This is a genomic window from Bacteroides sp. 1_1_14, from assembly GCF_000162515.1.
Taxonomy (GTDB): Bacteria; Bacteroidota; Bacteroidia; order Bacteroidales; family Bacteroidaceae; genus Bacteroides; species Bacteroides thetaiotaomicron.
In genome coordinates, this window is the sequence record NZ_GG774707.1 from 152656 (window position 1) to 177316 (window position 24661).

The 24661-nt window shown below is 43.8% G+C and carries 23 protein-coding genes and 1 pseudogene; 18 read left to right on the forward strand and 6 right to left on the reverse strand.

Features of this window, described 5'->3' with window-relative positions; translation table 11 throughout:
• Positions 1–38: 38 nt before the first annotated feature.
• The 7 genes from HMPREF9007_RS09535 to queC all read left to right on the forward strand — a co-directional run bounded on the left by HMPREF9007_RS09535 (position 39) and on the right by queC (position 5870).
• Positions 39–683, forward strand: coding sequence for a thymidylate synthase (locus tag HMPREF9007_RS09535; protein ID WP_008762195.1), 645 nt, complete (start codon positions 39–41; stop codon positions 681–683).
• 95 nt (positions 684–778) lie between these two features.
• Complete coding sequence (locus HMPREF9007_RS09530) at positions 779–1633, forward strand: DNA adenine methylase (protein ID WP_008762196.1); 855 nt, start codon at positions 779–781, stop codon at positions 1631–1633.
• A 153-nt stretch (positions 1634–1786) separates the two neighbouring features.
• Positions 1787–3409: an outer membrane beta-barrel family protein gene (locus HMPREF9007_RS09525; RefSeq protein ID WP_277754683.1), complete on the forward strand. Its 1623-nt coding sequence runs from the start codon at positions 1787–1789 to the stop codon at positions 3407–3409.
• 59 nt (positions 3410–3468) lie between these two features.
• Positions 3469–4059, forward strand: coding sequence for a hypothetical protein (locus HMPREF9007_RS09520; protein WP_008762198.1), 591 nt, complete (start codon positions 3469–3471; stop codon positions 4057–4059).
• Positions 4044–4331, forward strand: coding sequence for a transcriptional regulator (locus HMPREF9007_RS09515; protein ID WP_008762199.1), 288 nt, complete (start codon positions 4044–4046; stop codon positions 4329–4331). Before HMPREF9007_RS09520 ends, HMPREF9007_RS09515 begins: the two co-directional genes overlap by 16 nt.
• Before the next feature lie 142 nt (positions 4332–4473).
• On the forward strand, positions 4474–5154 hold the full coding sequence (locus tag HMPREF9007_RS09510; protein ID WP_008762200.1) for a queuosine precursor transporter: 681 nt from the start codon (positions 4474–4476) through the stop codon (positions 5152–5154).
• 56 nt (positions 5155–5210) lie between these two features.
• Positions 5211–5870, forward strand: coding sequence for a 7-cyano-7-deazaguanine synthase QueC (gene queC / locus HMPREF9007_RS09505; RefSeq protein ID WP_008762201.1), 660 nt, complete (start codon positions 5211–5213; stop codon positions 5868–5870).
• A gap of 44 nt (positions 5871–5914) precedes the next feature.
• Here the strand turns inward: queC and HMPREF9007_RS26375 are convergent, their stop codons facing one another.
• Positions 5915–6067, reverse strand: coding sequence for a hypothetical protein (locus HMPREF9007_RS26375; protein WP_008767948.1), 153 nt, complete (start codon positions 6065–6067; stop codon positions 5915–5917).
• Positions 6068–6497: 430 nt separating this feature from the next.
• On the opposite strand from HMPREF9007_RS26375, the gene queF reads away from it, so the two are divergent.
• Positions 6498–6953 carry a preQ(1) synthase gene (queF, locus tag HMPREF9007_RS09500; protein WP_008762202.1) on the forward strand — a complete coding sequence of 152 codons (456 nt, stop codon included), beginning with the start codon at positions 6498–6500 and terminating at the stop codon, positions 6951–6953.
• Between the two features lie 31 nt (positions 6954–6984).
• A complete protein-coding gene (locus HMPREF9007_RS09495) occupies positions 6985–7623 on the forward strand; it encodes an HD domain-containing protein (RefSeq protein ID WP_008762203.1) in 639 nt (212 codons plus the stop codon).
• 28 nt (positions 7624–7651) lie between these two features.
• Here the strand turns inward: HMPREF9007_RS09495 and rlmH are convergent, their stop codons facing one another.
• On the reverse strand, positions 7652–8125 hold the full coding sequence (gene rlmH / locus HMPREF9007_RS09490) for a 23S rRNA (pseudouridine(1915)-N(3))-methyltransferase RlmH (protein WP_008762204.1): 474 nt from the start codon (positions 8123–8125) through the stop codon (positions 7652–7654).
• Between the two features lie 127 nt (positions 8126–8252).
• On the opposite strand from rlmH, the gene HMPREF9007_RS09485 reads away from it, so the two are divergent.
• The 8 genes from HMPREF9007_RS09485 (at position 8253) to HMPREF9007_RS09450 (ending at position 14145) form a co-directional block, all read left to right on the forward strand.
• On the forward strand, positions 8253–8645 hold the full coding sequence (locus HMPREF9007_RS09485; protein WP_008762205.1) for a DUF4783 domain-containing protein: 393 nt from the start codon (positions 8253–8255) through the stop codon (positions 8643–8645).
• Positions 8638–9486, forward strand: a complete 849-nt coding sequence (gene nadC / locus HMPREF9007_RS09480; RefSeq protein WP_008762206.1) for a carboxylating nicotinate-nucleotide diphosphorylase — start codon at positions 8638–8640, stop codon at positions 9484–9486. The genes HMPREF9007_RS09485 and nadC overlap by 8 nt, the downstream gene beginning before the upstream one ends.
• Before the next feature lie 202 nt (positions 9487–9688).
• Positions 9689–10240 (forward strand): sigma-70 family RNA polymerase sigma factor, encoded by a 552-nt coding sequence (locus HMPREF9007_RS09475; RefSeq protein ID WP_032850560.1) that lies wholly within the window; start codon positions 9689–9691, stop codon positions 10238–10240.
• Positions 10224–11276: an outer membrane beta-barrel protein gene (locus tag HMPREF9007_RS09470; RefSeq protein ID WP_008762208.1), complete on the forward strand. Its 1053-nt coding sequence runs from the start codon at positions 10224–10226 to the stop codon at positions 11274–11276. The genes HMPREF9007_RS09475 and HMPREF9007_RS09470 overlap by 17 nt, the downstream gene beginning before the upstream one ends.
• 11 nt (positions 11277–11287) lie before the next feature.
• Positions 11288–11812 (forward strand): DUF4943 family protein, encoded by a 525-nt coding sequence (locus tag HMPREF9007_RS09465; protein ID WP_008762209.1) that lies wholly within the window; start codon positions 11288–11290, stop codon positions 11810–11812.
• 39 nt (positions 11813–11851) lie between these two features.
• On the forward strand, positions 11852–12403 hold the full coding sequence (locus HMPREF9007_RS09460; protein ID WP_008762210.1) for a DUF4858 domain-containing protein: 552 nt from the start codon (positions 11852–11854) through the stop codon (positions 12401–12403).
• A 37-nt stretch (positions 12404–12440) separates the two neighbouring features.
• The gene (locus tag HMPREF9007_RS09455) at positions 12441–13136 is read left to right on the forward strand and encodes a DUF4858 domain-containing protein (RefSeq protein WP_022470062.1); all 696 of its coding nucleotides are present in this window, start codon (positions 12441–12443) and stop codon (positions 13134–13136) included.
• Positions 13137–13209: 73 nt separating this feature from the next.
• A complete protein-coding gene (locus tag HMPREF9007_RS09450) occupies positions 13210–14145 on the forward strand; it encodes a nitronate monooxygenase (RefSeq protein ID WP_008762212.1) in 936 nt (311 codons plus the stop codon).
• A gap of 86 nt (positions 14146–14231) precedes the next feature.
• On the opposite strand, the gene ald is transcribed toward HMPREF9007_RS09450, so the two are convergent.
• The 4 genes and pseudogenes from ald to HMPREF9007_RS09430 all read right to left on the reverse strand — a co-directional run bounded on the left by ald (position 14232) and on the right by HMPREF9007_RS09430 (position 22797).
• A complete protein-coding gene (ald, locus tag HMPREF9007_RS09445; RefSeq protein WP_008762213.1) occupies positions 14232–15338 on the reverse strand; it encodes an alanine dehydrogenase in 1107 nt (368 codons plus the stop codon).
• 105 nt (positions 15339–15443) lie between these two features.
• Positions 15444–16772, reverse strand: coding sequence for a RagB/SusD family nutrient uptake outer membrane protein (locus HMPREF9007_RS09440; RefSeq protein WP_008762214.1), 1329 nt, complete (start codon positions 16770–16772; stop codon positions 15444–15446).
• A 15-nt stretch (positions 16773–16787) separates the two neighbouring features.
• Positions 16788–20132, reverse strand: a complete 3345-nt coding sequence (locus HMPREF9007_RS09435; RefSeq protein WP_008762215.1) for a SusC/RagA family TonB-linked outer membrane protein — start codon at positions 20130–20132, stop codon at positions 16788–16790.
• A gap of 33 nt (positions 20133–20165) precedes the next feature.
• A pseudogene (locus HMPREF9007_RS09430) lies at positions 20166–22797 on the reverse strand (zinc-dependent metalloprotease).
• Between the two features lie 198 nt (positions 22798–22995).
• On the opposite strand from HMPREF9007_RS09430, the gene HMPREF9007_RS09425 reads away from it, so the two are divergent.
• Positions 22996–24648 carry a M23 family metallopeptidase gene (locus tag HMPREF9007_RS09425; RefSeq protein ID WP_008762216.1) on the forward strand — a complete coding sequence of 551 codons (1653 nt, stop codon included), beginning with the start codon at positions 22996–22998 and terminating at the stop codon, positions 24646–24648.
• Positions 24649–24661: the final 13 nt, after the last annotated feature.

Below are 24661 nucleotides of genomic sequence, written 5' to 3' on the forward strand. Positions count from 1 at the left end.
CCCTTATCTTTAGGGTGTTTCAATTTTAGAAGGAGGAAATGGCTATGAACAAGTATTACCGTATCCTGGACAAGATTCTTGTCGCGGGAAAAACACAGACCAACAAGAAGGGAAACATACAATACCTTCTGAACGAGCAACTGTCGCTGACTCCGGCAGACCTGCTTGACATATTCGAGGGGCATAATATCGCCCGCAAGAAACTCCGCAGCGAGCTCCAACTGTTCATGCAGGGGGAACGTAATGTAGAGAAGTACCGGGAGGCTGGCATCAACTGGTGGGATTATTGCGGTTCTATCCTGGTGAACAGTTACCCCACATATTTTGAGAAGCTTCCTCCGTTGATAGCGAAAATCAACCGGGAGAAACGCAACAGCAAGAACTACGTGCTTTTCCTGGGTGAGACCGGTGCGGAAAGCAACCAGGCGCCCTGCCTGAGTCTGGTGCAGTTCCAGCTGGACGGTGGTGAACTGGTTCTGTCCGCCTACCAGCGCAGCAGCGATGCGAACCTCGGACTGCCTTCCGACATTTACCACCTGTACCTGATGGCCAGGCAGATAGAACTTCCCCTGAAGTCGATCACCCTCTACCTGGGCAATGTACATATCTACGAGAATAATATCCCGGGTACACGTGCGTTGATCGCCGGTGACGAGACGGTCCGCTTCGGGCTGAACGTGTGATTTGCTGTATATGCCTTGCAGCGGGAACAGTTCATGTTTCCCGCTGTTTTTCGTTTATTCTGGGGACCTTTGCGGCCGTTTTAAAGCAGAATGAAATGAGAAAGATGTATTTGTCCGCCCCGCTTCCTTTCGTGGGGCAGAAACGCATGTTTGCGAAGGAGTTTATCAAGGTGCTGGGACAGTTCCCGGACAGCACCGTGTTTGTGGACCTGTTTGGCGGATCGGGCCTGCTGTCACATATTACCAAATGTGTCAGGCCTGATGCCGTCGTTGTGTATAACGACTTCGACAACTACCGCCAGCGGCTTGCGAATATCCCGGTCACCAATGTGCTGTTATCCGATTTGCACCGGATAGCTGAAGGGGAACCCAGAAACAAACGTATAACCGGGGAGGTTCGCAATAAAATGTTTGCCCGTATTGAGAGGGAAGAGAAGGAGCACGGCTACGTGGATTATATCACGATTTCCGCATCTTTGTTGTTCGCCATGAAGTACGTGACTTGTTTGAAAGAAATGAAGAAAGAGACCATCTACAATAGGATTCGGAGGACTGATTATCCCGAAGCGGAAGATTACCTGGAAGGAATTACCGTCACCTGCGAAGACTACAAGGAAGTGTTCAAACGTTACAAGGATGTCCCGGGTGTGGTGTTCCTGGTTGATCCGCCGTACCTTTCCACTGAAGTAGGAACCTACAAAATGTATTGGCGCCTGGCTGACTATTTGAACGTATTGAACGTGTTGAAAGGACATGCATTCGTGTACTTCACCTCAAACAAGTCTTCCATCCTGGAACTGTGTGACTGGATGGGTCGGAACCCGTTTCTTGGCAACCCGTTCAAGGAATGCAGGAAAGTGGAATTTAGTGCAAACGTAAACTATCAAGCCAAATATACAGACATGATGCTGTACACGGTACCGGATGAAGAGCAGACAATCGCAGCCTAACACTGCATAAAGATAGTGATTTATTTTGAATCGGCAATGGCTTTTGAATGGTATTTTAAAGTTGTTCAAGGAAGGTTCAAGTGAAAGAAAAACGGTGGGCTTTGGTCATGCAGAACAGGACCGCGCTCACCGTTTTTTTTGTACGCGTCGTTTTTGTACTTTTTGAAACGCATCGTTTTTGTTAAGCGGCACGTATGGTTTTTCCGGATTTATTTGTACGTTACCCGTGATTATGTAGCGGGAGATAAAGGTTTTTCCAGTCTGACCCGTATGAAGCAGCCTTCGCGTTACGGGACGATTCGGATGGGAACAGTTTATACGATGGACTCTTCCAATAGTCTGGGAGTAGAGCTGGAGTATGTTCGTCGCGGATACATCTGGCCGTCTCAGAGTTACTCTACTCTGTCGGTAGGACCGCTGGATATGGAAAGTCAGGGTGTGTATCGTCAGAAAGAGACTTACAATATGTATACAGCTACTGCCAACTACATACATAAACTGGATAAGGACGGTTCGGTGCTGAAGCTTGTCACCGACTATATCTCTAAAGATCTGCATGGCAGAAATCAGTATCAAATTTTTCAGGAGATAGGTGCTCTAAATAAAGATACCGTTTACCGTTCCCGCTCTAATGCCACTTATCAGATCGCAACTGCCGATCTGTCGTGGAAACAACAGTTACATAAGAAATCGTTTTTCCAGATAGGAATGAAATATACCTATACGGGAATGAAAGATGATGCCTGTTACGAAGGGCTGGAACCTGACGAAAGTTGGAAGCCCAATGTTGCTTATGGATATGAACTCGATTATCACGAGAATATCGGTGCTTTATACGGAACTTATTCTCTGGATATGAAAAGAGGATCTGTTCATATTGGATTTCGGGGAGAATATACGCAAACCTCCAATGAAACAGAACGTCGGACGAGAAAATACTGGGATTGGTTTCCACATATCGACGGAAATTTCTATTTTGATGAAATTCACAAGTGGATGCTTATCGGTCAGTATGGACGCTATATAGAACGTCCGACTTTTTCGGCTCTCAACCCGAACCGGATTCAGACTTCCGAATACAGTTATCTGATAGGCAACCCGATGTTGCGTCCTACTTATATTAATAAATTCAGTATTACGCTGGTCTATAACTTCCGGTATACATTGACTGTTGGCGGCAATTTGCACCATGATCTGATCCGTCAGTTTGGTAAAGAAGATGCGGAGAATTCGGATATATCATATGTCATCAATGAGAATCACAATCGTGAGAACCATTGGTTCGTAGCCATCACTGCTCCCTGGCAGCCGCTCAATTGGCTGAATCTGAATGCCAGCTTTATCGGAGTGAGGCAAGATATCCGCATGTATCGGGAGGACGATTACTTTGGGCACTTCCTTTATTTCGCCAATGCTAATGCTACGGTCCTTTTACCGTCAGACTATTCGTTGGAAGCACAATATAATGGAGTTAGCCGGTTGTATTCCGGTAATAGCGGGATCGATCCTCGTCATACATTCAACCTGCACCTGCGCAAAAAATGGAAAGACGGGCGTTGTGTAGCTACTTTGGGGGTAGACAATATCTTCAACCGATATAATTCTTATTTCAGCAATGTACCGAGTTATTCATCTCAAAATCGTTTTGAACTGGCTTCGAGCGGAAGACTGATGAAACTCACATTTACCTGGAATTTCAATCATGGAAAGAAATCGGGTGCGGTGACTGTAGAAAAGAAATCGGCAAGTGAAAGAAGCCGTATCGAAGGAAAATAGACAAGGATTTTTGGTTTATTACGTAAACAATATTATTTTTGAAACAAAATTGATAGAATATGGAAGACAAGAGAATTTCAGAGAAAGAGAGTTTGGAACTGATTGCCCGCATGATTCGGGAGACGCAGGACAATACAGCCCGTTATGCAGCCTACCCATTATTGATATGGGGATATACTACTGTGGCTATATCACTTGTGGTATGGTACTTTTATTTGCAGACGGGAGTGTGGCAGATCAATTTTCTCTGGTTTGCTTTGCCTGTCATTGCCGGACCGCTGACTATCTTTTTTAATAGGAAAGACAAGAATAAGGGAGCAAAAAATTACATAGACCGGGTGACTGGTCAGATATGGGCTGTGTTTGGAGTAGTAGGTTTTTGTCTGTCTTGCATGGCATTTGTTGTCCGTATTGATATTCTGTTTGTAATTTCCTTATTGATGGGGATGGGGGCTACTCTTACGGGGTTGGTATGTAAGTACAAGCCGCTTAGTATAGCAGGGATGACTGGTATCGCCCTTTCTTTTTCCATGCTTTTTATTCATGGAAGCGGGGTATATCTGGTGTTTGCCGCCATCTTTATAGTGATGATGATTGTCCCCGGACATATTATGAATAAACAGATGAAGAAGCAATGTTTAAAGAACTGAATCCTATCTTGCATTCACAGCTTCGCTTGGCTATAATGTCGATTCTGCTGACGGTGGAGGAGGCTGAGTTCGTCTACTTGAAAGAGAAGACCCAGTCGACAGCGGGAAACCTCAGTGTGCAGTTGGATAAGCTAAGTGAAGCCGGATATATCGAGGTGGAAAAAAGCTTTGTAGGCAAAAGGCCGCGTACTGCCTGCCGGATCACTGCCGGAGGCAGGAAAGCGATGGAGGAATATGTGGAGACGCTGAAGGAGTATCTTTCGGGGTTGTAGTTCATGCCCCGAATAAAGTTATCGGATAACTTTGCCTTCTCGCTTTTTTCTTCTACCTTTGCACCCCGAAACAAGTAAAAAGATGTATGATGCCGTGAATAGCGGTCGTGTATTCTAGAACACCACGTAAAAAACAGGAGTTATGAAAGAAAAAGTATCAGTACCTTTTATGTTGCTGGGCATTCTCTTCAATGTATGCCTCATTGCAGCCAATCTTCTTGAAACGAAAGTAATTCAGGTCGGCAGCTTGACTGTCACAGCCGGATTATTGGTTTTTCCCATTTCTTATATCATTAATGATTGTATCGCCGAAGTTTGGGGATTCAAGAAAGCACGTCTTATTATCTGGAGTGGTTTTGCCATGAACTTCTTTGTGGTAGGGCTTGGCTTGATAGCTGTTGCGATACCTGCTGCTCCGTTCTGGGAAGGCGAAGAGCATTTCGATTTTGTATTCGGTATGGCTCCCCGCATCGTAGCAGCCAGTTTGATGGCTTTCCTTGTCGGTTCATTCCTGAATGCGTATGTGATGAGTAAGATGAAGATTGCCAGTCAGGGGCGGAACTTCTCTGCCCGGGCTATTCTCTCAACGATTGTCGGCGAGACTGCCGATTCGTTGATTTTCTTCCCGATAGCTTTCGGAGGCATCATTGCCTGGAAAGAACTGCTTATCATGATGGGACTTCAGATCGTACTGAAATCTATGTACGAAGTTATCATCCTTCCGGTGACTATCCGCGTAGTGAAAGTGATTAAGAAGGTAGACGGCAGCGACGTGTACGATACTAATATTTCTTATAACGTACTGAAAGTCAAAGATATTTAATGAAACGACTTCTTCCGGCCTGCTTCGAGGGCTGAGAATATAAAGAGAATTTTATGATGAACAGAGAGACTGCATTGGTTGTGTTCAGTGGCGGACAGGATTCTACCACTTGCCTCTTTTGGGCGAAACGCAACTTTAAGAAAGTATATGCTTTGAGTTTCCTTTATGGTCAGAAGCACCAGAAAGAAGTGGAACTCGCCAGAGAAATAGCCCGAAAGGCAGAAGTGGAATTTGATGTGATGGATGTGTCTTTCATAGGAACATTGGGACATAATTCGTTGACTGACACCACGATGGTAATGGATCAGGAAAAGCCCGCAGGCAGCGTCCCCAATACTTTTGTTCCGGGACGTAATCTGTTTTTCCTGAGTATTGCTGCGGTATATGCCCGCGAACGTGGCATCAACCATTTGGTGACGGGAGTTTCTCAGACTGACTTTAGCGGCTATCCCGATTGCCGGGACGCGTTTATTAAGTCTTTGAATGTGACATTAAACCTGGCAATGGATGAACAATTCGTGATTCATACCCCTCTGATGTGGATTGATAAAGCAGAAACTTGGGCTTTGGCAGATGAATTGGGAGTACTGGATTTGATCCGTAACGAGACTTTGACATGCTATAATGGCATTCAGGGGGATGGTTGTGGGCATTGTCCCGCCTGTACGCTGCGTCGTGAGGGGCTGGAGAAGTATTTAAAAAAGAAGAATCAATAATATCTCTACATAGAGACTAAAAACGTGTTTTTTATTGTCACTTGTCACTTTTGAAGATTAACTCCTTGATTACGAATGAATAAAGGGTGATAATAGATGGTGATAATAGGGTGATAATAACCGATGAATGCTTTTTTATTGTCACCTTTATTGTTGCTGACAGCTGCTTGCCATTCTATTATTGGTGTTCGTTTCATTTCGGGATGTGCAAGGGTAAAGAGTCATTGCCGGTTGTTTCAAGAAGTTTCAAGCGGTTGAAACTTTGGTTCCATAGGTTTGAAACCTTAGTTCCATAGGCTTGAAACTTTAGTTTCTATTACTTGAAACCATAGTTTCATACGCTCGAAACTTTTAGTTTCAAGGCTTTGAAACTAGAGTTCCATCATAGTGAAACACTTCATTCCTTTATAGGAAACGACTAAAAGCAACGGTCGTTTTGATAATAGGAGTACCGGATGATAATAGGAATACTGGATGGTGAAAGATGAAAGATCGGTGAAAGATTGCAATAATCAATCTTTCACCGCTGAACCATCGATGGATAAGCCGTTTCAGAGAATATGGTGACAGGTGAAAGATGTTTTGCGTTTTTTTCTATATGAAGAGAGTTTAAAACTATATTAAACAATGGCTGAATTAAAAGACCAACTTTCCTTATTAGGAAGAAAAACGGAGTATAAACAAGACTATGCTCCTGAAGTATTGGAGGCTTTCGATAATAAGCATCCGGAAAATGACTACTGGGTACGTTTCAACTGTCCCGAATTTACAAGCCTGTGCCCCATAACCGGACAACCTGACTTTGCAGAAATACGTATCAGCTATATCCCCGACATTAAGATGGTGGAAAGCAAGAGTTTGAAACTTTATCTGTTCAGCTTCCGTAATCATGGTGCATTTCATGAAGACTGTGTGAACATCATCATGAAAGATCTGATAAAACTGATGAATCCCAAATATATCGAAGTGACAGGTATATTTACTCCTCGTGGTGGTATCTCGATTTATCCGTATGCCAATTATGGCCGTCCGGGAACGAAGTTCGAACAGATGGCAGAGCACCGGTTGATGAATCGGGAATAACCAGATATAAAAATAATAATACGAGCAGAATATGACTCATAATATACCTACTGAATTGCAGAGATACGTGCAGGAAAGGATTATCCCGCAATATGCCGGCTTTGATAAGGCGCACCAGATAGACCATGCAGAAAAAGTGATCGAAGAAAGTCTGAAGCTGGCTCTTCATTATGAAGTCGATTCTGCAATGGTTTATACGATTGCCGCTTATCACGACTTGGGTTTATGCGAGGGACGTGAATTTCATCATATCGTTTCGGGCAAAATATTGTTGGCGGATGAAACTTTGCGTCAGTGGTTTACCGATGAACAAATGCTGCAGATGAAGGAAGCGATAGAGGATCATCGTGCCTCCAACCGAGATGCTCCGCGAAGTATCTACGGGAAAATAGTGGCTGAGGCAGACCGGATTATTGATCCGGAAGTAACACTGCGGCGTACCGTACAGTATGGTTTGTCTCATTATCCGGAGATGGATAAAGAGCAGCAGTATGAACGCTTCCGGAAACATCTTGCCGATAAATATGCAGAAGGAGGGTATCTGAAGTTATGGATACCCCAGTCTGATAATGCCGGACGGTTGGCGGAGTTGCGTCAGTTGATGAAGAATGAGGAGGAACTGCGGACCGTATTTGATAAATTATATTTAGCGGAAAACTCAGCAGGATAAGGAGAGTTTGCTGTTGAATGGAGGCATGTTATTCATGATGATACGGCCCTCCATTCAATATCGTCATCGCCCGATAAATCTGTTCTACGAAGATCAGCCGTATCATCTGATGTGAAAACGTCATCTTCGACATTGAAATCTTTTCATTAGCTACCTGATACACCTTCTCCGAAAATCCGTAAGGACCACCGATGATAAATACCAACCGCTTATTCACCGTATTCATCTTCCGCTTCATGTAATCGGCAAATTCGAGTGAACGCATTTCCTTCCCGTGCTCATCGAGCAGTACGATCACATCCCCCGGTTGCAACGCTTTCAATATCAGTTCCCCTTCTTTCTCCTTCTGCTGTTCCATCGAAAGGCTCTTGGTGTTCTTCAGTTCGGGGATCACTTCCATATCAAAAGTGATGAAGCGTTTGGTACGCTGAATATAGTCATTAATAGCTGTAATATAGTGTTGTTCTACGGTTCGTCCAACGACGAGCAAAGTTGTTTTCATGCGTCTGATATTCTGATTCGAGCACAAAAATAGGCATTTTTTATGTTATTCTGCAATTAATGCTTACCTTTGCCTATCATTAGTTGAAAGTTTAAGCCTTTAAACTTCAACCCAAAAGCTTGGATTTATGAAGAAACGAGTGCTTTTAGGAATGGCCTCTTTGCTTCTTTCTGTCTCATTGCTGATGGCGCAGGAGATACCGGCAGGAGTGATTACGGCATTTAAGCGGGGAAGCTCGCAGGAACTGAGTAAGTATATGGGAGACAAGGTAAACCTTGTTCTCCAAGGCAGCTCGGCAAACGTTGACAAGAAGAAAGCAACAGCAATGATGCAAGAGTTTTTCACGGAAAACAAGGTCAGCGCATTTGACGTGAATCATCAGGGAAAACGGGATGAATCCAGTTTTGTCATAGGTACGCTGACGACTACAAAAGGAAAATTCCGTGTGAACTGCTTCCTGAAAAAAGTGCAGACTCAATATTTAATACACCAAATAAGAATTGACAAGATCAATGAATAAGGAAAAAGAACTGATCGACAAACTGATCGATCTTGCTTTTGCAGAAGATATAGGTGATGGTGACCATACCACCCTTTCGTGTATTCCCGCTACTGCAATGGGAAAATCAAAACTACTGATCAAAGAAGCCGGTGTACTGGCCGGAATCGAAGTTGCCAAAGAAATCTTCAACCGTTTCGACCCGTCCATGAAAGTGGAAGTGTTTATCAATGACGGCACTGAAGTGAAACCGGGCGACGTAGCTATGATCGTAGAAGGAAAAGTACAATCCTTGCTCCAGACCGAACGCCTGATGCTGAACGTCATGCAGCGTATGAGCGGTATCGCAACCATGACCCGCAAGTATGCCAGACAACTGGAAGGCACTCACACTCGCGTGCTGGATACCCGCAAGACAACTCCGGGGATGCGTATCCTCGAAAAGATGGCAGTCAAAATCGGTGGCGGTGTAAACCATCGTATCGGTCTGTTCGACATGATTCTGCTGAAAGACAATCACGTGGATTTTGCCGGAGGCATCGACAAAGCGATCAACCGTGCCAAGGATTACTGCAAGGAAAAGGGCAAGGACCTGAAGATTGAAATCGAAGTACGCAACTTCGACGAATTGCAGCAAGTGCTTGACTTGGGTGGCGTAGACCGCATCATGTTCGACAACTTTACGCCCGAAATGACTAAGAAGGCAGTCGATATGGTAGCCGGCAAATACGAAACAGAATCTTCCGGTGGTATCACTTTCGATACCCTTCGCGACTATGCCGAATGTGGCGTAGACTTTATCTCTGTAGGAGCTTTGACTCATTCGGTGAAAGGACTTGACATGAGTTTCAAAGCATGCTGAATCTATAAGTGATGAACTGATAATAAATAAACGGTGAACAGTGCTGTTGCTATCGTGCTGCAGCTGTTCACCGTTTATTATTTACGAATCATCATTTCTTTAACTTCTTTTAGCAAAACTCTTTGCAGCATTCCTCAAATACTTGCGTCTAAAGGATAAAAACGGCGCAGACATACGTTCGATTTAAAAAAGACAATTGGCATTGGAAAACGAGATAGAACTGATAAAGGGCTGTCGGGCAGGACAGGATTCAGCCCGAAAGGAACTTTACACCCTCTATGCCAAACAAATGTTGGCGGTATGCTACCGCTATACGGGCGATATGGATGCGGCGCACGATGTACTGCATGACGGTTTCATCAAGATTTTTACCAACTTCTCGTTCCGGGGTGAATCCTCGCTTTGTACGTGGATCACACGGGTGATGGTGACACAGTCACTGGACTATCTGAGACGGGAGAAACGAGTCAATCAGTTGGTAGTGCATGAAGAGCAGCTTCCCGACATACCGGATATTTCGTCGTCGGGAGGAGGAGCAGGGATCTCCGAAGAACAATTAATGGCGTTTGTCGCCGAATTGCCGGATGGTTGCCGAACCGTTTTCAACCTTTATGTGTTTGAAGAGAAATCGCACAAGGAGATAGCCGGGATGCTTCACATTAAAGAACATTCGTCTACTTCGCAGTTACACAGAGCCAAGTATTTGTTAGCAAAAAGAATAAAAGAATATAGAAATCATGAAGAAAGAAAATGATGAAATAACCGATCTGTTTCGCACTCGTCTCGCTGATGCCGGGATGACTGTTCGGGATGGCTTTTGGGAAGAGCTTTCGCAGGATATCCCTGTGGCTTGCCAGCATCGCCGTCGGTTGATATTCTTCCGTGTGGCAGCGGCAGCATCTGTGTTGCTGGTATTGGCTGCATCCTCAGCTACTTTCTGGTATCTCTCTCCGAAAGAAGAGATGGAGGAGGCGTTTACCAAAATCGTGGTGGCGAACAGCGGAAGAATGGATGGAGATGGTGTACGCGCTAATCAGTTGCCGACGGCAATGGAACCTGTATTGCCGAAACCGGCACCTAAATCATTCGGATTATTATCGCAGTATCCGGAAGAGGGAGACTCGGTTTCCATTTCCTTCTCCATGTCTTTCTCTTTCTCGGCAACTACCACCACGGGAAATGGCAACCGATACGGCAACCAAGGTCGCAACGGTTATTGGCAGGCGAATAATGGTAACACAGAACCATCCGCCGCACAAGAAGAAAAATATACTACCGGTACACCTGCTCCGGTGGAAAACGTAAAAAAACATCGCTGGGCTCTGAAAGCGCAGATGGGGACGGCACTTCCGGCAGAGGACGGTGCCTACAAGATGCCGATCTCCGCAGGAGTCACTGTAGAGCGGAAACTGAATGACTATCTCGGAATAGAGACCGGACTGCTTTATTCGAATCTGCGCTCGGAAGGACAGCACCTGCATTATCTGGGCATCCCGCTGAAAGCGAATATTACCTTGATGGATACAAAGAAAATCGACCTCTACGCTACGGTAGGCGGAGTGGCGGACAAATGTATAGCCGGTGCGCCGGACAACAGTTTTAAAGAAGAACCTATCCAACTGGCAGTTACTGCCGGTATCGGAATCACTTACAAAATTAATGACCGATTGGCGGTTTTTGCCGAGCCGGGTGTTTCCCATCATTTCAAGACGGATTCGAAACTGGCTACGGTACGCACGAAACGGCCGACTAATTTTAATTTACTTTGCGGACTTCGCATGACGTATTAATCCTTATGAAAATGAAAAAAACACTTATGATGCTGTGGATGGCTGTTAGCCTGATGGTATCCCTGGTGGGATGCAGCAGCGAAGAAATGGACTATGAGAATCCCGATGTAACCGTTTTTGTGAAACAGCTGAAAGCGGGTACCTATAATATGAAGAATGAAAAAGGGGTCGTGGAAGTTCCTCATTTCACTGAAGAGGACATTCCCGAACTATTGAAATATGCGGAAGATCTGACTATTATTCCTTCTTTCCCGTCAGTCTACAATACGAATAACGGTAAAATCCGTTTAGGTGAATGTATGCTTTGGGTGATAGAATCGATCCGTCAGGGAACAGCCCCGTCGTTAGGTTGCAGGATGGTACTGGCGAATGCCGAAAATTACGAAGCCATCTATTTCCTGACCGACGACGAAGTGCTCGACGCGGCAGCCTGCTATCGTCGATGGTGGGAAGGGCGGAAATATCCGAAGACGACCTGGACGATTGATCCGTGCTACGACGAGCCACTTTGTGGCTCAGGATACCGATGGTGGTAAAAAAAAGAAAAATCCTTCGGGGCATAAAAACTAAAAAACATGAGGCAACGTTTATTTGTATCAGCAGTCTTTGTACTGCTGACAGGGGCGTGCTATGCCCAATGGACGAAGGAAGATTCTCTGCGATTGAAGAAATCACTGAAGGAGGGCGAAGAGCTGAAGCTGAATAAGGAAGCCGTCAGACAGATTGATTTGAATGCAGGAGCAGCCAATCCGCGTGTGTATGAGGAGAAACGATGGATGCGTTTTGATGAGTCGCTTCCGCGTGTGATTTCTCCTTCTGCTGTGGTCGAATCGGATACTTTGTACGATAAACGGAGGATAACAGGTGGGAAACTTCCTCTTCAAATGCTTGAAGTGTACAAGCCTGTTTATGCTCACTTGCCATTGGATACATTGAAAATTGCGATGGAGTTTAAGCTCCCTCCCCCCGAAGGAATATCTTTAGGGAATGGAGTAAGAGTGAACGGAGGTACGTTTAGCGGTTTGGATTTACTGCAGGTCTTTACGAGAGAGTTCTGGCAGTTCAGGAAGAAACGAATGCGCACACGTACGATGGGGGTACTTGAGGAATATAGAAAACAGAGGTAGAAAGATGAGTGAATTGATAAAACGTTTGATAACAGCTATGACACTGTGCTTGACAGCTTTGCTGGTACATGCGCAGGAATGGACGAAGGAGGATTCCTTGCGTCTGAGAAAGTTGCTGGACAGTGATCAGGAGCTGAATTTGAATCAGGATGCAGTCAGGCAGATTGATTTCGGCAGCGCTGTCGGTACTCCCCGCATGTCGGTGGAAAAGAAGTGGATGCTGCCCGATGAGTCGCTTCCCGAAGCATTGCCTAAACCGAAAGTGGTATTGAGTCTGATGCCCTATAAGGCAAATACTCCTTATAATTGGGACCCCGTTTTTCAGAAGAAAATAAGAATGGATAAGAATACCTGGCGTGGAGATCCGCATTACGAAATGCGTCATCAAAGGTCGTACAGCAACTGGGCGCGTAATCCGATGGCGGGAGGAGTCCGCAAATCATTGGAGGAGATACGGGCGAGCGGGGTACGTTTCCGTCAGTTGAGCGAGCGGGCGAATGGAATGATGGTTAATTCGGTAGTGATGGATAGCCCGATTCCTTTGTTTGGAGGCAGCGGCGTGTACATCAATGGAGGAACTATCGGAGGGCTTGATCTGATGGCGGTTTTCACCAAAAACTTCTGGGATAAAAAAGGAAAAGAACGTCGGGAGCGTACGTTGGAAGTGTTGAGAACCTATGGCGATTCGACGACTGTACTGATCAATCGCCCCATTGAACAGATTGCCCGCTGAAACTGTTTTATTAAATATGGACATGTCTCATGTTTCATGTTATCAGATTAGCACATTGAAAAACGATTAATTTATGAACAGAATTACTTCTCTTTTCGGTATTCAGTATCCTATTATTCAAGGTGGCATGGTGTGGTGTAGCGGTTGGCGTCTCGCTTCCGCAGTAAGTAATGCGGGAGGATTGGGACTGCTTGGCGCAGGCTCTATGCATCCGGAGACTCTTCGTGAACATATCCGGAAATGCCGTGCGGCTACAGACCGTCCCTTTGGAGTCAATATTCCCTTGATGTATCCTCAGATTGAAGAAATCATGGCGATTGTTGCCGAAGAGGGCGTCAAGATCGTTTTCACTTCTGCCGGAAATCCTAAAGCATGGACCGGATGGCTGCACGAACGTGGTATTATCGTGGCTCATGTCGTTTCCTCTTCCCGTTTCGCGATGAAATGTGAAGAGGCGGGAGTAGATGCGGTAGTCGCCGAGGGTTTCGAAGCCGGCGGACATAACGGGCGTGAAGAAACTACCACTTTCTGCTTGATTCCTGCGGTACGCAATGCGACCACTTTGCCTTTGATCGCTGCAGGAGGTATCGGTACGGGAGAAGGTATCTTTGCTGCCATGGTGCTGGGAGCAGAAGGGGTACAAATCGGAACTCGTTTTGCGTTGACGGATGAAAGTTCTGCAAGTCCGGTCTTCAAAGAATATTGTCTGGGTTTGGGAGAAGGAGATACTAAATTATTATTGAAGAAACTGGCTCCGACACGTTTGGTACGGAATAATTTCCGGGATGCTGTGGAGAGGGCTGAGGATGGCGGTGCTTCTGCCGAAGAATTGCGAACTCTTCTAGGGAGAGGTCGTGCGAAGAAAGGTATCTTTGAAGGGGATCTGGAAGAAGGCGAACTGGAGATAGGGCAGGTGTCGGCTATTGTTTCCCGTCAGCAGTTAGTAGCGGAAGTCATGAATGAATTGGTGGAGGCTATGCAGCGGGCAGCGGAGAAGAAATATTTGTAGAAAAACAAGTTCCGAAGTAGTCGGGCTTGGAAAAACCTGACTACTTCAGAACTTTACTACTTCAGAAAGTTGGCTGCTTAATCAATTTATAGGTTTATATTTTCATATTTTAGATCGAATACATCCGCTACTGCTTTATATACCACTTTTCCTTCCACTACATTCAAGCCGAGTGCTAGTGCCGGGTCATCTTTACAAGCTTTTTTCCATCCTTTATTTGCTAAAGCAATGACATAAGGGAGAGTAGCATTGGTCAAAGCCAGCGTAGAAGTATAAGGTACAGCTCCCGGGATATTGGCTACGGCATAATGAACGATACCGTCTATCACATAGGTCGGCGCACTGTGGGTCGTGGGATGTGACGTTTCGAAACATCCTCCCTGATCTATTGCTACATCCACAAGTACCGTACCGGGTTGCATCATTGCAAGCATATTTCGGGTAATCAGATGAGGCGCTTTATCCCCCGGAATCAGCACGGAACCGATGACCAGATCAACATCCGGCAATTCTTTCTTTATCCTTAATTCGGATGCGTACAGCGTCTTGACATTTTTCGGTAATGTCTCGCTGAGATAGCGCAGGCGTGACAGATTAATATCTGCAACTGTAACATCCGCACCCATTCCCGCAGCCATCTGCGCTGCATTACTTCCGACAATACCGCCTCCGAGAATCAATACTTTGGCAGGCTTCACACCGGGGACTCCTCCCAGAAGGATACCTTTTCCTCCTTGCGGCTTTTCCAAAAAGCGTGCTCCTTCCTGAATGGACATGCGTCCGGCTACCTCACTCATAGGGATAAGCAGGGGTAAAGAATGGTCTTCCTTTTCTACCGTTTCGTATGCCAGACAGATCGACTTATTGTCAATCATGGCAAGAGTCAGTTCCTTATCGGAAGCAAAATGGAAGTAAGTGAACAATAACTGTCCTTTTCTGATCAGATGGTATTCGGGCGCGATAGGCTCTTTAACCTTTACAATCATATCTGCTGTGGCATAGACATCCTCTATTGTCGGAAGCACCTGTGCACCGACAGACAGATATGCTTCATCAGGAAAACCACTATTGATACCTGCCGTATGCTGGATATATACTTGGTGACCTTGCTTCACAACTTCGGCAACTCCGGAAGGTGTCATGCCTACCCGATTCTCGTTGTTCTTGATTTCTTTGGGTACTCCGATGATCATATTGTTATATATTAAAGGTTTAACATGGACCAATTTACGAAAAATCCCCTTACGTTGTTATTCGCAAGGGGATGTTTAAAAACAGAATGCTTATATATAATTCGGTCAATTTAATAAACCCGGGTTTGCGGCAATAGCACTTTGTGGAATGCGTAGTGTATAGCGTGAATCATCTTGTTCTAATAGATAAGCTTGTCCGTTCAATATTTTTTCAATTCGTGGACGGGTGGTACGACGTAGATCGAACCAACGATGACCTTCGAAAGCAAGTTCAAGAGCCCGTTCTTCCAGAATTTCTTTAATTAAATCTGCTTGATTCATAGCGTCCACAGCTTTTTTCTTTTCTGCATAACCTTCCGGAGTGTATCGCTTTTCCATCAATTGTAGCAGGCGGGTACGAGCTTCGGGCAATTTATTCATTTGTGCAGCTGCTTCGGCAGCGTTCAAATAAATTTCTCCTGTACGGAAAGTACAGTTATGCTCTGCTTTTCCGCTTTTTTTCGAGATGTACTTATCTCCACTTAAACTATAGTATTTGTTCTGGCGGAGATCCTTATTTGCATCATATTTTTCCATGAACGCAGGTATCAATATGGATGCTGAAGTAACGTCATCATTGAAAAACTCATAAGCAGTAATCATCTCTGCTGATGTATAATTATTGGGAAGTTTGGCTTCCGGATCATTGAGATCTTCTAATGTGGATTTTTGAACTAATATGCGTTCTGCCGCATCATAGGCTTCTTTCCAGTTTCCCATGTACAGGCGTACACGTGATTCCATTGCATCCACAGATAGGGTGGAGAAGCGGTAAGCATATACGGCTTCCCATTCTTTTTGATGCATTAAGCCGCGGGCCGATTCTATGTCGGATAGAATAGCAGTATAGACCTCTTTTACGGTGTTTCGTGGCAGTACCACTTCTAGATCAAGGTCCCATTTTATGGGTATGGATTTGGTCTCTGGTGCTCCCTCTTTAGTATAAGGTTGTCCATATAGGTTAGCAAGAATAAAGTGCATGTAGCCTCTTAATAAATAAGCTTCTCCAACGAGTTGATCAATGTCTTCCTGACTGCCTTCTTTTATATTATCTTTATTTGCTATTATAGCATTTGCATAATAAATCACACTATAATATACTGCCCAGCCAAATTCTCGGGTTCCATCTTTGGGACTCATATCATTCCACTTTTCAATTTCTGAGTAGAAATTTTGAGAATTACTGTTATCTGTTACCATAGCTATGTCTGTGCGAAATTCAGTGACGGATTTGTCGATGAGTTTTAGTCCGTAAGCAGTAGTCAGTAAAGCACGATATTCTGTTAGTGTAGTAGGGATTACTTGTCCTACAGGTTGAATATCCAGGTAGCTGTCACATGAAGATAGCAGGATGCTTCCTATGACAACCATTATGAAATATATTTTTTTGATCATATATATTTTTCTTGTTTAAAAGTTAAGACTTAGATTGAAAGTAACTGATTTAGGAACAGGTGTTGAATAAAGATTGCTCATTGACTCCGGATCCATGTAGTTTTTGTAACTGGAACCAAAAACAAAGAGATTTCGTGCTTCCAAACCTACAGTTGCTCCACTGATGCTCAGTTTATGCAGCCACTCGGAAGGAAAATGATAGGCCAGGCGTATGTTCTGTAAACGTATGTAACTTAACTTTTTGACCCATATATCCAGCGATTTGTAGAGATCTCTCCGAGTGCTGAATAAATAATAGTCAGCCGGATTAGTATTTAGGCTAGTTAATGCAGGAAACTTTCCGTTTTTATTTTCTGGTGTCCATCTATCTAATATATCCCTATTCATATTGCGTCCCGGATCGGGATCTGCTATGTAATAAGTAGGATCTGTTTTTACATGTGCACCTAAGTTATAAGAGAAATTTAAGTTCAGTTCCCAGTTACGGTAATTAAATGTATTCATGAATCCTCCGGTGTAGGGAGCATCGGACGTTCCGGCATAACTATAAAAACCTCTCTCTGTTTCTTTATCTACGCCAATACTGTATTCTCCGTCTAAATTGCCTTTGTCTGCCATTTGGAATAGTTCCTCAATAGTGACAGCTTCTCCATCTTTATTTTCAATGTATATCTGTCCTGTCTCTGATTTTATCCCTTTGGTTTTTAGGGTGAAAATAGCGCCAACCGGATATCCTTCCAGACTTGGAGTTACTTGATCCTTTTCAGTCATCACTTTCAAAACTTTATTTTGGTTGTATGCAAAGTTAAATGAAGTATACCATGAGAAATTTTTAGTTGCAATGTTACGTGTCTGCAAGTTTATTTCGATACCTTGATTCTTCATACTTGCCCAGTTGACAGCCATACTGGTAAATCCATTTTCCAATGGTAGCATTTTGTTACCAATGAGATCGGTGCCTTTTCTGTAATAATAGTCTACACTTAGGTTGATAGCCTGATTAAATACAGAGAAATCTATTCCGGTATTATAAGAAGCTGTTTTTTCCCAGCGTAATTTACTGTTCGGAGCACTATTGATAGTGATGCTCTCTTCATTTGAACCGGGCAAGATACTTATATTGCCATAAGTACCAACGATAAAGGGTGAAGTGTTTTTGTCAATGTTCCCTTGTAAACCATAAGACAAACGGAGAGCAAGGTTATCAATCCATTTGAACTGATTAATTAACGGTTCGTTTGAGATACGCCACAGTCCACTGACTGAGTAAATAGGTAAATAACGATATTTTTTATCTACACCGAAGAGATCAGAGCCATCCATGCGGACGCTACCTCCCAGAGTATAGCGATCCATCAGTGTGTAAGAACCATTGGCGTAGAAAGACGCAAAAGCATTTTCCTTAAAACTTTTGGTCTTTAATTTCCATTCATTGGCTTGTTTGGAATCTCTGAATTCTAGGTTTTTGAACGTTAATGTTTTTGGGTCATATCCATATCCGGTAGATGCTTGATTTTCGTACCAATTTTTACGGATTTCTGATCCCGCCATTATTTGTATATTGTGGATGTCATTGAATGTGTTCTTGTATTCACCCTGAACTTTCCATGTAATTTGGGAAGTCGTAGAATTGGTCGATTTGAGCATCCCGCCTTCCGGTATGAGATATATACGGTCGTTTCCTTTGTAATATGCAGAGTTTTCACGTTGGTTACGCAGATTGAAACTGTTAGTACCGGCATATTCTTCCCGGGATAGTTGATCCCATTGTACACCGACTTGTGAAGTAACTTTCCACTGGTCGTTAAAGCGAAGTTCTATATCGAAAATACTATTAATAGCGGTAGTAACTGATTTATTACTGGTATTTTCACGTTCTTCCAGAATATTATATCCTTGTAAAAGATCGGGTATGCTACCTGTTACGACATCGTAATCATACAGGTAATTGTTATTATTGTCGAATGGTTCGAAATAAGGATTGGCAATACGGGAATAATAGACAGGGTTAGTAAGCCCATAGGTATCTGTCAGAAAAGTGGTGTTTTTACGTCTATTTGCAAAAATAGAAACACCTACTTTCAGTAATTTATTGATTTGATAAGAAGTTTTGCTCGTCAGATTAAAACGACTTAAGCTTACTCCCGGAATATTCCCGTTTTCGAGAGTGTAGCCAAGGGAGTTATAATAAGTCACCTTTTCGCTACCTCCGGAAATGCTGATATTATATTCTTGAGTAATGGCATCTCTGAATAGTATATCATTCCAATCAGTATTAATACTTTTTAAACGGTTGATTGCGTTTTGAGCTTCAGGAGTAAGCCCTTCCCAGCCTTTCTCCCGATAAATATCCATTAGATTGTATTGTTTTAATATAGCCGCTACTCCTCCTTTTTCTGAATATACAGGTATCGGATAAAATCCCCATTTATTGAAAGGTGCTTCTTTCATCATTTGAAGTTCCAAGTTTACTTTTTCCTCAGAATTTAGGAGATTAAGGCGGGAGGTCTCCAAATTAGGAGTATAGGTTAATTTTGTATTAAAATTGACAACAGGCTTTCCTGTTCTACCTCTTTTTGTAGTAACTACAATTACACCATTAGCAGCGCGAGCACCATAAATGGCGGTTGCTGCTGCATCTTTCAGTATGGTAATGCTTTCGATATCGTTTGGACTTAATCCGGCGATTGATGATTGACCGATGTTGACAATATCATTATCAGAAGATTTATTGTCCATTTTGGGAATATCTGTTCCTTCCAGAGGAATTCCATCCAGTACCCACAATGGGTCTTGTGTTCCGTTCATTGATGCAGTACCACGAATACGAATTTTGGCAGGTGATCCTGGTGCACCGGAAGTGTTTGTTACGGATACACCAGCTATTTGACCTGTCAGCGCCTGGTCAATACTTTTTGCAGCACCTACCATAGCATCCGAAACTTCAACTTTAGAGATCGCAGCTGTTAATTTTCTACGTTCTAGGGTTTGATATCCTGTTACAACTACATCTCCCAATGTATGTGCTGAAGTTTGAAGTACGATTCGGTAGCTTTTTTTGTCGCCCTGAAGAACTATAACTTGTTCTTCAAATCCGATGTAGCTACAATGAATACGGGTTACTTTATCCGGAACGGAAAGAGAGAATTTACCATCGATATCTGTAATAGTACCTAGCGATGTCTGGGATGCTCCTGCCTTTTTCAGTTCATCCGTATGAACGTAGACCGAAGCACCAATCAACGGTTCGTTATCTTCACCGGAGATTACTACCCCGGTGATAGTGCGATTAGCCGCACTGGCCATTGCCAGTGCGTTAACAAGGAAGCATATAATAATGCAAAGATGTTTTTTATTCATTAATTGTAAATAAACGTAAGTGATTGAATCGAATTATTTAATACCTAAAGCTGTATTGATACGTAAAATCATATCTTCGTAATGATAACGTGTTGCTGTATCAGACGTTCCGAGGCGGCTCTGCAATAATTTCTTAATCCGCAGTAACTCTCCGCGTTTCACGGATATTGCATCCGAGATACGATTCAGTTGGCTGCCGTAGAAGTTGAGAACTCGGTGAGCTCCCATTTTATCTTCCTGTCGGAGCGAACGTTGTTCGGCCGCATAGCAGCTGCAGAAAGGAGTGGCATGATCGAGCAAGAAATGATCGTCTGCAATCTTTTTATTGATTTTCACAGCTTCGGGCTCTGCGGCAGCTGTGAGTAATGCATCCAGAAAGTTTTTTTGCAAAGAGCGTTCCAGCACATTGGGAATACCTCCTCGTTCGGTAATGCCGAAAATATTCTTGTGGAGTCCGTCCATTAGTTCCACTACGGTAAACGCTTTTTTTCCATTGACTGATTCATTTTCAATCATACGCATCAGACGGGTGTTGCCAAGCAAGTCCCAAAGGATGTAGGCTTGTGCATTCTTCAGTATCTGCGTCGGGGCGTTTTCTTGTTGTCCAACCGGGGTGTTACGGAGCAAATAGGTATATTTTCCTACTTCCGTATCGAACAACCATTTAGGATAAGTCAGTACTTCATCTGTCAGAAACTTCAAGGAAGCCTGTTGCTTCTCTTTCTCAACGAATGTGTAGGTCTGGACACCATCTCCTATGACTGTATTTTCGATATAGATACCACCGATGTTGGCCAGTACGTGATACAGATAGTTGTTCCATTGATTGATAATTGCGTAATAGAGGCGTGAGGCTTCTTCGTAAGTCTGCCCTTTTTCTCCGGTAGTAGTCCATTGAAGGATTTGCGGAACGATGCGTTTCAGGTTGTCAATGCCAAGTAAGGAAGAACGTACGGGATCATCGCCTAAATCTTCATTCTGTGCACGTGGATCAACGGCATCACGTACATCCTGTGCTTCACTATATTTATAAAGACGGTCGGTATGCTTGCTCAGGAAATCAAATAAGATATCTTTTTCTTCTTCCGGACTATTCTTTCCGTACCAGCGATATCCATATTCGATGGCAAAGATATCGTAAGGACCGATATGCGGGGAAAGAACCTTCACGCCATCTCCCGGTTGGGCTATGTAGTTGAAGCGGGCATAGTCCATAATAGAAGAAGCGGTGGAATTTAATCGGGAAGTGAACGTTGCGGAACGTAAGGAATCAGTTGGGAACGCTGCGGATCCCATCATGTTGTGACGCAATCCCAAAGAGTGCCCTACCTCGTGGCAGGCAACAAAGCGGATAGCATCACCCAATAGTGAATCCGGCAACTGCACGCTGCGTGCTTCCGGGCAAACAGTTCCGGTCTGTACTGTAATCCATTCGCTTACCATAGAGAGCACATTGTGCCACCACATGATGTCTGCTTCCAGAATCTCTCCGGAACGGGGGTCTAACAAAGAAGGTCCCATCGCATTCTTCTTTTCCGAAGCTGCGTAGGTCAGTACGGAATAGTTCACGTCATCCATATCTATTTCCATACTATCGGTAACTTCAATGGCGATGATTGCATTCTTGAATCCGGCTTTTTCAAAAGCGATCTGCCAGTCTTCAATACCTCTTTTTATATATTTGCGCCATTGATAAGGTGTGGAATTGTCGATATAGAATACGATTGGTTTGGCAGGTTCTACCACCTTTCCTTTCAGGTAAGCTTCCCGGTCTTCCGGTTTGGGTTCCATACGCCAACGGGTGATAAACTGCTTTTTATCCGTTCTTTGCTGTGCATCGCTGAAACTCAATAGCGGATTGGTGAAATAACCTATTTTCTGATTATCAAAACGTCCCATCATCGGAGTTTCAGGCAGCAGAAGGATAGAAGAACTGACTTCTACCGTTACATATACGCTTGTTGTTCCTTCCGTCACTTTAGTAGTCAGCTCGGAAGTGGCAACTACATTGTTCGGAAAGGATTTCACGGATAAGATACGTGATAGATTTTTAATAGCCGATGTTCCCAGATTGATATTGGTAAATACATTATTAATGCTGGTTTCCGTACCGTCATAGATGTCGTTGATCTTGATCACCAATGCTGTAGAGTCCTGATTGACAGCCTCTATCTTGAATGCGGCAATAAGCGGTGATATAAAAATTGTCCTTAACCGAACGGAAAATAGCATCCGTCTGAGGAGCCAGAGGTAACGGGCGTTGTTGGCGGAACATCAGTTTCCCGGTTGCTTTGTCCCATTCCATGCAAATCATTTGATTTTCATAATTTACACCCCGGTTTACTCCAGCATCGTTCAATTCAGCCGGTACTCGTTGTAACTTGTTGACAACAAGTAAATCGCGCCCTAGCAATGATGTGGGAACCTCAAAATAATAATCGTTCTTTTTTTGATAAACGGCAAACATCCCTTTTTTAACACTGCTGCCTTCCACTAATTTCTCGTAGTCGCTTTTTACTCTCTCTTCTTCTGAATTTTTTTTCTTTTTCTTTTTGAACCAACTCAGATTTTCTGTAGCAGGGGTAGTTGCAAGTGCTGAGTACGCTTCTCCACTCAGCAATATACATGCAATGACCGCTGCCATTACCTTTACATACATTCTCATTAAGTCCTTTTACTTTTAATTATTATTAAAAACAGCCGCAAAAGTAATAATATTAATAATATAATGATTACAGTTTAGTTGCGAATATAATAATAAAAGGAATTATTAACTAGGTTCATCTGCTATCATTCTTCCCGGATATTTCGTAATCTAGTTGGAATAATGTACATTTGCAGGAGTAAAAAAGTGAAGAAGATAATGAAAAGATATATTGCTGCTTTATTATTGGCCTGTTGCGTGGAGGGGTATGCACAGGAAAAAAAGCAGGCTGCCTTTGTGCCACCTTTCGACTTTCCCCTTACATTGAGTGGAAACTTCGGAGAAATTCGTTCCAATCACTTTCATGGCGGATTAGATTTTAAGACGGGAGGAACAATCGGCAAACCGGTTCGGGCACTTGCTGACGGGTATATCTCACGTATACGTGTCACCAATGGTTCGGGGTATGTGCTTGACGTCTGCTATCACAACGGCTATTCCACTATCAACCGCCATTTGAGCGCTTTTCTGTCTCCCATTGCCGAAAGGGTAAAGAAACTTCAATATGAAAATGAGAACTGGGAAGTAGAAATCATCCCCGAACCCGATGAATATCCGGTGAAAGCCGGACAGCGGATTGCGTTGAGCGGGAATACCGGATACTCATTCGGACCACATCTTCATTTGGATGTATTCGAGACGGAGACGGGAGACTATATCGACCCTATGCCTTTCTTTAAAAAGAATCTGAAAGATACACGTGCCCCGAAAGCGGATGGTATCATGCTTTTTCCGCAGCTTGGCAAAGGAGTGGTCAGTGGAAGTCAGGAAAATAAAACGATTCTGCCGAACAGTGAACATCCGGTGGAAGCATGGGGGGTAATCGGCACAGGTATCAAAGCGTATGACTACATGGACGGGGTAAATAATCATTATGGAGTGTATTCCGTAGTGCTTACGGTAGATGGTGCCGAAGTGTTCCGTAGTACCGTAGACCGCTTTTCGCAGGAAGAAAACCGAATGATAAACTCCTGGACGTATGGGCAGTACATGAAATCCTTTATTGATCCCGGAAATACATTACGGTTGTTGAAAGCCTCGAACGATAACCGTGGTTTGGTAACGATTGACGAAGAACGGGATTATCAGTTTCAATATACATTGAAAGATGCTTTTGGCAATACTTCCCGCTATCACTTTACGGTACGTGGCAAGAAACAGCCGGTTGAACCGTTGAATCATCGGGAGAAATATTTCTTTGCCTGGGATAAGACGAATTATCTGCAGGAACCGGGCTTGAGTCTGATTGTTCCGAAAGGGATGCTATATGATAATGTACCTCTTCAATATCAGGTAAAAGCGGATAGCGGAGCGGTTGCATTTACCTATCAGTTGAATGATAAGCCGGTCCCGCTACATGCAAGCTGTGAACTGCGAATCGGATTGCGGCGCAAACCGGTGGCGGACACTACGAAATATTACGTGGCGCGAGTGACCCCTAAAGGGACTAAATACAGCGTAGGAGGGAAGTACGAAGATGGATTTATGAAAGCATCTATTCGTGAACTGGGCACATATACGGTTGCTTTGGACACTGTTCCTCCGGAAATTATACCTGTTAACAAGAACTTGTGGGGACGAAACGGAAAGATTGTCTATCGGCTGAAAGATGAAGGAGCAGGTATCGCTTCCTATCGGGGAACGATTGACGGTGAATATGCACTTTTCGGTCGTCCCAATATTGTAAAGTCTTACTGGGAATGTGTGCTCGATCCGAAACATGTGAAGAAAGGCGGTAAGCATACCGTAGAAATGACTGTCACGGATGCTTGTGGAAATCAGACCGTTTCGAAGGAAACCTTTGTTTGGTAAACTATTAAAATGT